The sequence below is a fragment of the Ruegeria sp. AB8 genome, assembly GCF_056542605.1.
The window spans coordinates 1-622 of the sequence record NZ_JBQGAB010000119.1 but is presented as its reverse complement, the minus strand read 5'-3'; the positions used below and the strand labels follow the sequence as shown (position 1 = coordinate 622).

General features: G+C 60.3%; 1 protein-coding gene and 1 pseudogene. Both read left to right on the top strand.

What is annotated here, in order from left to right:
* Positions 1-238 (top strand): annotated as a pseudogene (locus ACR0CG_RS24075) (nitrite/sulfite reductase); the annotation flags it as partial.
* Positions 228-622, top strand: a 395-nt coding sequence (locus tag ACR0CG_RS24070; protein WP_480528041.1) for a phosphoadenosine phosphosulfate reductase domain-containing protein, incomplete at its 3' end; no start/stop codon positions are given. The pseudogene ACR0CG_RS24075 and the gene ACR0CG_RS24070, both read left to right, overlap by 11 nt.

The window sequence follows — 622 nt, the reverse complement described above, 5'->3', positions numbered from 1 at the left end:
CGTCGAAAACTACCAGTTCACTCTGGGTGGTGACGGTACTGAATCCGCCGCCATCGGTGATCGTACTGGCCCGGGCTTCGCCTATGACGAGATCGTTCCGGCGGTCGAGCGCATCGTCGACACGTATCTGGAGCAGCGCGACAGCGCTGAAGAGACCTTCTTGCAGACCTATCGCCGCGTTGGCATGGCACCGTTCAAAGCGGCGCTTTACCCCGAGGCACAGGCCAATGCCGCTTGACCTGATCCAAACGGAACTGGGGGCTGACCGCGCCGAACTGACCGAAAAGGTCGAGGCGCTGAACGCCCGCTTCCGCCACCACAGTGCCCATGATGTGATGCATGGCGCTTTGGACGAGATCGAGGAGCTTGCTCTGGTCTCCAGCTTTGGCGCGGAATCGGTGGTGTTGCTGCATATGGCTGCAGTGGTCGACAAGATGACCCCAGTGCTGTTCGTGGACACCCAGATGCTGTTTGCCGAAACGCTGGAATACCAGCAGGAGGTCAGCGAGCGTCTGGGCCTGCGCAATGTGCAGATCATCCGCGCCGAGGATGAAGATGTTCAGCGCGACGATCCTTATGGCGCGTTACGTCTGCGTGACACCGATGCTTGCTGCAACCTGCG